Source organism: Cyanobacteriota bacterium, assembly GCA_025054735.1.
Classification (GTDB): Bacteria; Cyanobacteriota; Cyanobacteriia; order SKYG9; family SKYG9; genus SKYG9.
The window spans coordinates 1-6,432 of the sequence record JANWZG010000224.1 but is presented as its reverse complement, the minus strand read 5'-3'; the positions used below and the strand labels follow the sequence as shown (position 1 = coordinate 6,432).

Sequence of the window (6,432 nt, the reverse complement as noted above, 5' to 3'; positions counted from 1 at the left end):
ACTGCGCAGCCAATAGTTGGGATGCTAGGGTTACTTCTGCGGGAATATCCTCCATCACATGCACTCCTGGCAACAGGAAGAGGGGTAGAATATGTAGCCGCGATCGGCCTGCCCTAGATGCCTGCTGAGCAAGGTCAACCAGTTGTTGATGGAGCGGCTTAGGTGCCAACTCTAACCAGGCAACCGATACCAGTATTTCCTGGAGAGCGACACCCATGCTATGGGCAAGCCGCTGTTGGACCTGCTCTGCTAGGGTAGTCAAGGCAAGTTGAGGACGAGGATCTCGACTACCATGGGCTAGTAGCACGATCGCATCGGTGGCATGGTCGCTGGGTAGCATCTAGTTACAGTTAGGGTAGGCTTAGCTAATAGTTGACACTGATGTCTTTATGCGTTCAAAGCGCTAGACATGGTGTATAAGGTCATCATAACGTTAGGCGACTGATGCACAACGCTTGCAAACTCTTCAGGAATGACTCATGGGACGAATTTTTATTTCAGCCGAACATGGTGGCCTGGAAAATGGCATCCAAGACGTGGGTGCAATAGCAGGTGGCACTACGGAAGCACGGGAGATGATCTTAACCCGTGATTTGATCGTGGCGGAGCTGCGATCGCGCAATATTGAAACCCTAGCTGTACCTGATGATTTAAGTGCTCAGCAAACAATTCAGTGGATCAACGCTCGCATTCAGCCTAGGGATGTGGCCGTAGAAATCAGCATGGAAGCCTTTAGTGATCCCTCAGTGCGAGGAGCCAGCGTGTTTTACATCGCCAACAACAGCGAACGTAAAGCCCAGGCAGAAGTCATTTTACTGTCTCTATTGCGGCGGGTGCCCCAACTGCCCAGTCGAGGTGTGAAGCCTGACACTGCAACAGCTACAGGCAGCTTACGCTTTTGTCGCCAAATTATTCAGGCATCCATGGTGATTGAGCTTGGCTTTTTGACAAATCCTGACGATCGGTTCCTAGTGCAGAATCGACGGCGGGACATAGCACTAGGCGTTGCTGACGGACTAGTGGCCTGGAGTCGGGCCATCGCTGGAACACCCTTGGGCACAACAGTACCTTCGATTAACATCAGCATTAACGGACAACTGTACGGTGAACAAGGCATTAATGTGAATGGCAATGCCTACATTCCTATCGATTTAGCCGATCGCTTAGGGATTGACCTCAGCAAGGCCCCCAACATTCGCCGGATTAGCTACTTGGGTGTGGTGTATTTGAAGGCGATCGAACTGCGAGACTATAATGTCTCAGTTGGTTGGGACAGTGCTACCCGCACGGTGATTCTGCGCTCAATTTTGCGGATATGTCCTGGACTAATTGATCGCATCATGAGTCATGGCAATACCTCTGAAGTGCAGTTGATGATGTTCCTGAAAACCAATAATGAAGCTGCCCTCAGCCAGTTTCCCGACATTCCGCGCCTCTATCGCGAAGAAGCAACGATCGAAGGCGTTAACTATGACATTGCCTTCTGTCAAATGTGCGTAGAAACCAACTTCCTGCGGTTTGGCACCAATAACCTGAGACCCAGCCAAAATAATTTTGCCAGCTTGGGAGCTGCGGCGGGTGGTAACGAATTGGCCGTGTTTCCTAGCGCTCGTCTAGGGGTACGGGCACAGATTCAGCACTTGAAGGCATACGCTAGCAATGAACCATTAGTACAAGAGCTAGTGGATCCGCGCTTTCGATTTGTGACACGGGCGATCGCGCCATTGTTAGATCAACTTAGTGGTCGCTGGTCAGCCGATTTGCAATATGGCACCAAGATCATGGCCGTCTTGCGGCGGTTATATGAGTCAGCAGGGCTATTGTGAAGGGAAGTGATCGGGTACGGGTTCCTCCCATCAAGTGCCAGGGGATTAAAACCAAACTTGTGGCCTTCATTCGAGAGAATCTTCAGTGGCAGAAAACAGGTGCTAGCCGTTGGGTAGAGCCATTTTTGGGGTCTGGTGTGGTGGCGTTTAACCTTGCACCTCAGCGAGCGCTCTTATCTGATACCAATCATCACATTATCCGTTTCTACCAAGCTATCCAACAGGGGGAAATTACAGCCGACCGGGTACGCCATTTTCTCACCTATGAGGGCAGCCAGTTAGCTGCTGACGGTGCCCAGCATTACTATCGAGTGCGCGATCGCTTTAACCAGCATGGGTCGTCCTTAGATTTCCTATTTCTAAACCGAGCTTGTTTCAATGGGGTTATGCGGTTTAACCGTCAAGGCCAGTTCAATGTTCCCTTTTGTCGCAAGCCTCATCGGTTTACCCCAGCGTACATCACCAAAATCTGTAACCAAGTGGCCTGGGTTCAGCAACAGATGCAAGGTAGCGACTGGGAGTTGCGAGTGGCAAGCTGGGACGAAATTTTTGCCGATGTGCAAGCAACTGACTTTGTTTACCTGGATCCACCGTACATTGGACGGCATACAGACTATTACAATACATGGACTTCGATGGATGCTGTCCGACTGGCAGCCCAAACCCGATCACTGGCTGGTGGCTATGCCCTATCCATGTGGCTAGAAAACCAATATCGGCGTAATGCTCATATCCACGATTGTTGGCAGGATATGGATATTCGCTTGTATTCCCATTTCTACCATGTTGGTGCCCATGAGTTACTGCGTCACTCTATGACCGAAGCACTGGTGATCAAACCGGGATACGGGGCACCCTTGCGGTCGGAGCAACTGACGTAGTAAGGAAGAGGGAACAGGGGACAGTCTTTAGACATGAAATAGTGCTTGTCAGTAGCCTAGGTCTTACGGAGTAATTACTTGAGGGTCGTGAGCAGGGGCACTGTCATCGACCGGTAAGTTGGGGTTGTCGGGCAGAGGCTCTGGCTTGTACAGCGGCAGATCAAACCAGAAGGTAGTACCTACACCAACAGCACTAACCAGGTGAACTCGGCTCTGGTGTTTTTCTACGATATTGCGAACGATCGACAGTCCTAGACCAGTCCCTTCTAACGTATGTACTCGATTTTCGACTCGGAAGAAGCGATCAAAGATAGCTTCTTGATCTTCGCTGTCAATTCCAATGCCAGTATCAGAGACTTCTACCCTAGTAACCCAGTTCTGATGGGATAGCGTGTCGCGATCGGAGGCTGCTGGTAACCACTGGTCTTGGGGTGGCGTTATTGGCACACAGGGAGAATTTAACGTGTTGCCAGTTTCTACCTGTCCCAGGAGAGTGGGCTTTTGATAGAGAGAGGTAGTGGCATCCAACAAATAGGCCCTCACCAGGACTGTGCCGCCAGGCTCAGTAAATTTCAATGCATTCCCCACTAAGTTTGTAAAGACTTGCAGAAGTAAATCATAGTTGCCCAGCACAAGGGGCAGTTGGGGATCAACGGCATGAATAAGGTTAATACCTTTGTCCTTAGCATTCAACTGATAGGTACGTAGGGTTTGCTCAATAATCTGAGCCAAATCCACACCATTGAAGTGGTAGCGCTTGTTAGATTCCAGCTTGGATAGGTCTAATACATCGTTGACTAGGCGGGTGAGGCGATCGGTCTCATGGTTAGCTGTTTCCAAAAATTCCCGTCGCTCAGCCTCGCTGAGTTCATCCCCAAACTCATGCAGGGTTTCAATAAATGACTTGATATTGAACAGCGGTGTGCGCAGTTCGTGGGATACGTTACTAATGAATTGGCTCTTGGCCTCGTTTAGCTCAGCTTCACGAGTGATATCCTGAATAGTCATGGCAATGCCCTTTAGATTTTCTCGGGCAGAGTCATACACGGTTGTCAACAAAATGCGCACCGTGCGATTAATGGGTTCGCTCAGGGTTAGGCGATACTCCAAACCTTCCCGATCGTCGTGGGTATGGTCACGGGTATGGTGCACAGCATCCAGATGCTTTAGGTCAACATGGCTGCGATCAAGGGCTGTCTGCTCATCCCCATGGGCACTAGCGTCTGCTAATTCAACGGGAAGGTGGGAATCAGAGTCAGCATAGTGGGCAGGCTTTGAGTCTACAGGGGTCGATGAATGCTCATCCGTAGAGTTTGTTGCTAATGTTAGCGTTGGAACTTCGCCACGGGTAAGCTGATACAGCGGGCGCGTAAGAGCAACTGCTACCGAACCAGGCAGATTGTAGAGGATATTGTCCCCAATGAGGGGCTTGTTTTCCCAGCCGAAAATTCGGCGAGCAATTGGGTTCACCAACACAATCCGCAGATTGGGATCAAGCAACACAGCACCGTCAGCAATCGTAGATACAAGGGTGTCTAGCTTGGCCTTTTCAGCCGTCAGTTCTTCAATATTCTGTTCTTCGTAGCGCTCTAGACGCTCTGCCATGTCGTTAAAGCTAAGGATTAACTCGCCTAGTTCGCCACCGAGGGGTAAATCTATTCGCTGCTTAAAGTTGCCCGCTGCAATGTTTTTTACTCCCATCAATAGTTCCTTAATGGGCTTGGTGATGGTGAGGGCATTGAATACAGCTCCTAAGACAACCATCACCCAAATGGAGACAAATACGGCAATGGTAACGTCACGGGTTAGTCCAGATGATGTGACAACGGTGGGATTGGGGTTAATGCCGATCGCTAATACACCTAAGTACTTGCCATCTTGAATCAGGGGCACAAATACATCGGTAACTTCTCCATCGGGCGTTCGGTGCTGGCGCACCATGGGCAGTTCACTATTTTCGGCATAATTCTCTGGCAATTGAATGCGACGGCGTAACGTTAGGGAAGTTTTTACCTCAGACTCAGAGAAGGGAATGCCAAAGAAAATCTCGCCATCGGCATCAGCATAGAGCATGTAACGAATGCTAGAGGTGCTGCTGTAAAACCGATGGGAAAATCGCGCCAGTTCTGTGCGGTTGTTTTCGCCGACCAGAGGGGCTACGTTGGCTGCTAGCAACAACCCTAGATCCCGTCCAAAGCGAGTATCGTTGAGACGGGCATCCTGCTGGATTGTGTTCACTGCCCAAAATGTTAGCCCGCTCATCAACAGTGACACCACAAGGGTAGCAACCGCCATGAGCTTAGTCTGGAGGGTGAACTTCGCCCACCAATTGATAATCGTGTCTCGTAGGAGTTTAAGAACAGCTAGCAATGGTGTCCGTAAAACCAACAACTTAAGAATGATTTACATTTATTTATTCTGACATGATTCCATCCTTGCATCTAGCGGGGATTAGCATTCATACCAAGCCAGATCGTAAGGCTATCACGGCTGCTTGCACGCGATCGTCTACTGCCAGCTTGTTCATAATCCCCTTGACATGGGTCTTGATGGTATTAGGGCTAAGGTGAAGTTTGTTGGCAATCTCTGTGTTGCTGAGTCCATCGACTATTAATCTAAGAATTTCCATTTCCCGTTGCGACAGGTTAGCAACGTTTGTGTCACGGGCGGGTGGTTTAAGATTATTAACCACAACTCGAGCAATTTGTGGGTCAAGATAGAGTGCGCCCAACTGGGCTGCTTCGATCGCAGCTAGCAGGTGCTCAACGTTTGTGCCCTTGACACAGTAGGCATCAGCACCGACAGAGAGCGCCGCTAAGATCTCGGTCTCCGCAGTGTGAGAGGTAAGGATGACCACAGTTGTTGTTGGGAACGCTTGCTTAATTTGTTCGGTTGCAGCAATGCCGTCTAAGCGTGGCAACCCAATATCCATTACTACTAGGTCTGGCCTCAGTTGCTGCACCATCTGCACAGCGCGATACCCATCTTCGGCGTATCCTACGATCGAGATTTGAGGATAATCAGACAACACCTGCTCTAGCCCTAATTGCATCATGGAATCGTCTTCAACGATTAGGACTTTGAGATTAGGTGAATCAAGGTTAGATAGCGGCATAGGGCATTAACTGTTAAGAGGCTTGCTGGTTGGTCGTGGATACATGGCTTTAGTGGCAAGCCATGGTGCTTCAATTAGCTGAAAACAACTGGAGTAGCTCTCCCTATTGAGAAGTTTAATGACATCTCGCGGTACATTGGGTCGCCTATCACTCATCATGTAAAGGCTAATTTGTTTATCTGGGGGCTAGTTCGTTAGCGTATTCGATCGTACCCAACCATAAATCGTGCTTGCAGTCACCCAACTGGATGATTCGATACATTAGTAAACTTGCTAGGGTACGAGAGTAAATATGAACAGTTAGTTTTTAAGCATCGCTTGATAAATGTGGTTTTGTCAGTCTGGCAGTTGATAGCTCAGCGACTATGGTCATGGCGGTTTCTGGTCACGACTGCTATTGCTGTGATGGCCTACCTAGAGGCTGCAACTCTGTCCTATGCGCTACTCAGCCTTGATCGTGGGGATGCTTTGCCCCTGTGGCTACCGGCTGGGGTAGCCTTTGCCAGTGGTTTTCTAACAAATCACATGGCTTTACCTGGTATTGTGCTAGGGGATTTGTTGTTAACTCAAGGGTTTGGTGCTCCCCTCTGGGAAACCGTGGGTTCAGCCT

At 49.5% G+C, this 6,432-nt stretch carries 6 protein-coding genes; 3 read left to right on the top strand and 3 right to left on the bottom strand.

The window, feature by feature from the left end; all coding sequences use genetic code 11:
• A partial coding sequence (locus NZ772_11600; protein MCS6814190.1) for a CbiX/SirB N-terminal domain-containing protein occupies window positions 1-340 on the bottom strand: 340 nt, incomplete at its 3' end.
• A gap of 139 nt (window positions 341-479) precedes the next feature.
• On the opposite strand from NZ772_11600, the gene NZ772_11595 reads away from it, so the two are divergent.
• Complete coding sequence (locus tag NZ772_11595) at window positions 480-1,826, top strand: N-acetylmuramoyl-L-alanine amidase (GenBank protein ID MCS6814189.1); 1,347 nt, start codon at window positions 480-482, stop codon at window positions 1,824-1,826.
• Entirely contained in the window at window positions 1,823-2,707 is an 885-nt protein-coding gene (locus tag NZ772_11590) for a Dam family site-specific DNA-(adenine-N6)-methyltransferase (GenBank protein ID MCS6814188.1), read from the top strand. Before NZ772_11595 ends, NZ772_11590 begins: the two co-directional genes overlap by 4 nt.
• A gap of 63 nt (window positions 2,708-2,770) precedes the next feature.
• Here the strand turns inward: NZ772_11590 and NZ772_11585 are convergent, their stop codons facing one another.
• Together NZ772_11585 and NZ772_11580 are read right to left on the bottom strand one after the other, a co-directional pair.
• Entirely contained in the window at window positions 2,771-5,077 is a 2,307-nt protein-coding gene (locus NZ772_11585) for an ATP-binding protein (protein ID MCS6814187.1), read from the bottom strand.
• An 88-nt stretch (window positions 5,078-5,165) separates the two neighbouring features.
• Window positions 5,166-5,822 carry a response regulator transcription factor gene (locus NZ772_11580; protein ID MCS6814186.1) on the bottom strand — a complete coding sequence of 219 codons (657 nt, stop codon included), beginning with the start codon at window positions 5,820-5,822 and terminating at the stop codon, window positions 5,166-5,168.
• A gap of 327 nt (window positions 5,823-6,149) precedes the next feature.
• On the opposite strand from NZ772_11580, the gene NZ772_11575 reads away from it, so the two are divergent.
• The coding region (locus tag NZ772_11575; protein MCS6814185.1) for a hypothetical protein at window positions 6,150-6,432 on the top strand (283 nt) is incomplete at its 3' end.

Coding starts and splice junctions, on each gene's coding strand:
- NZ772_11580 (MCS6814186.1), bottom strand. CDS start 5,822: ATGCCGCTATCTAACCTTGATTCACCTAATCTCAAAGTCCTAATCGTT.
- NZ772_11595 (MCS6814189.1), top strand. CDS start 480: ATGGGACGAATTTTTATTTCAGCCGAACATGGTGGCCTGGAAAATGGC.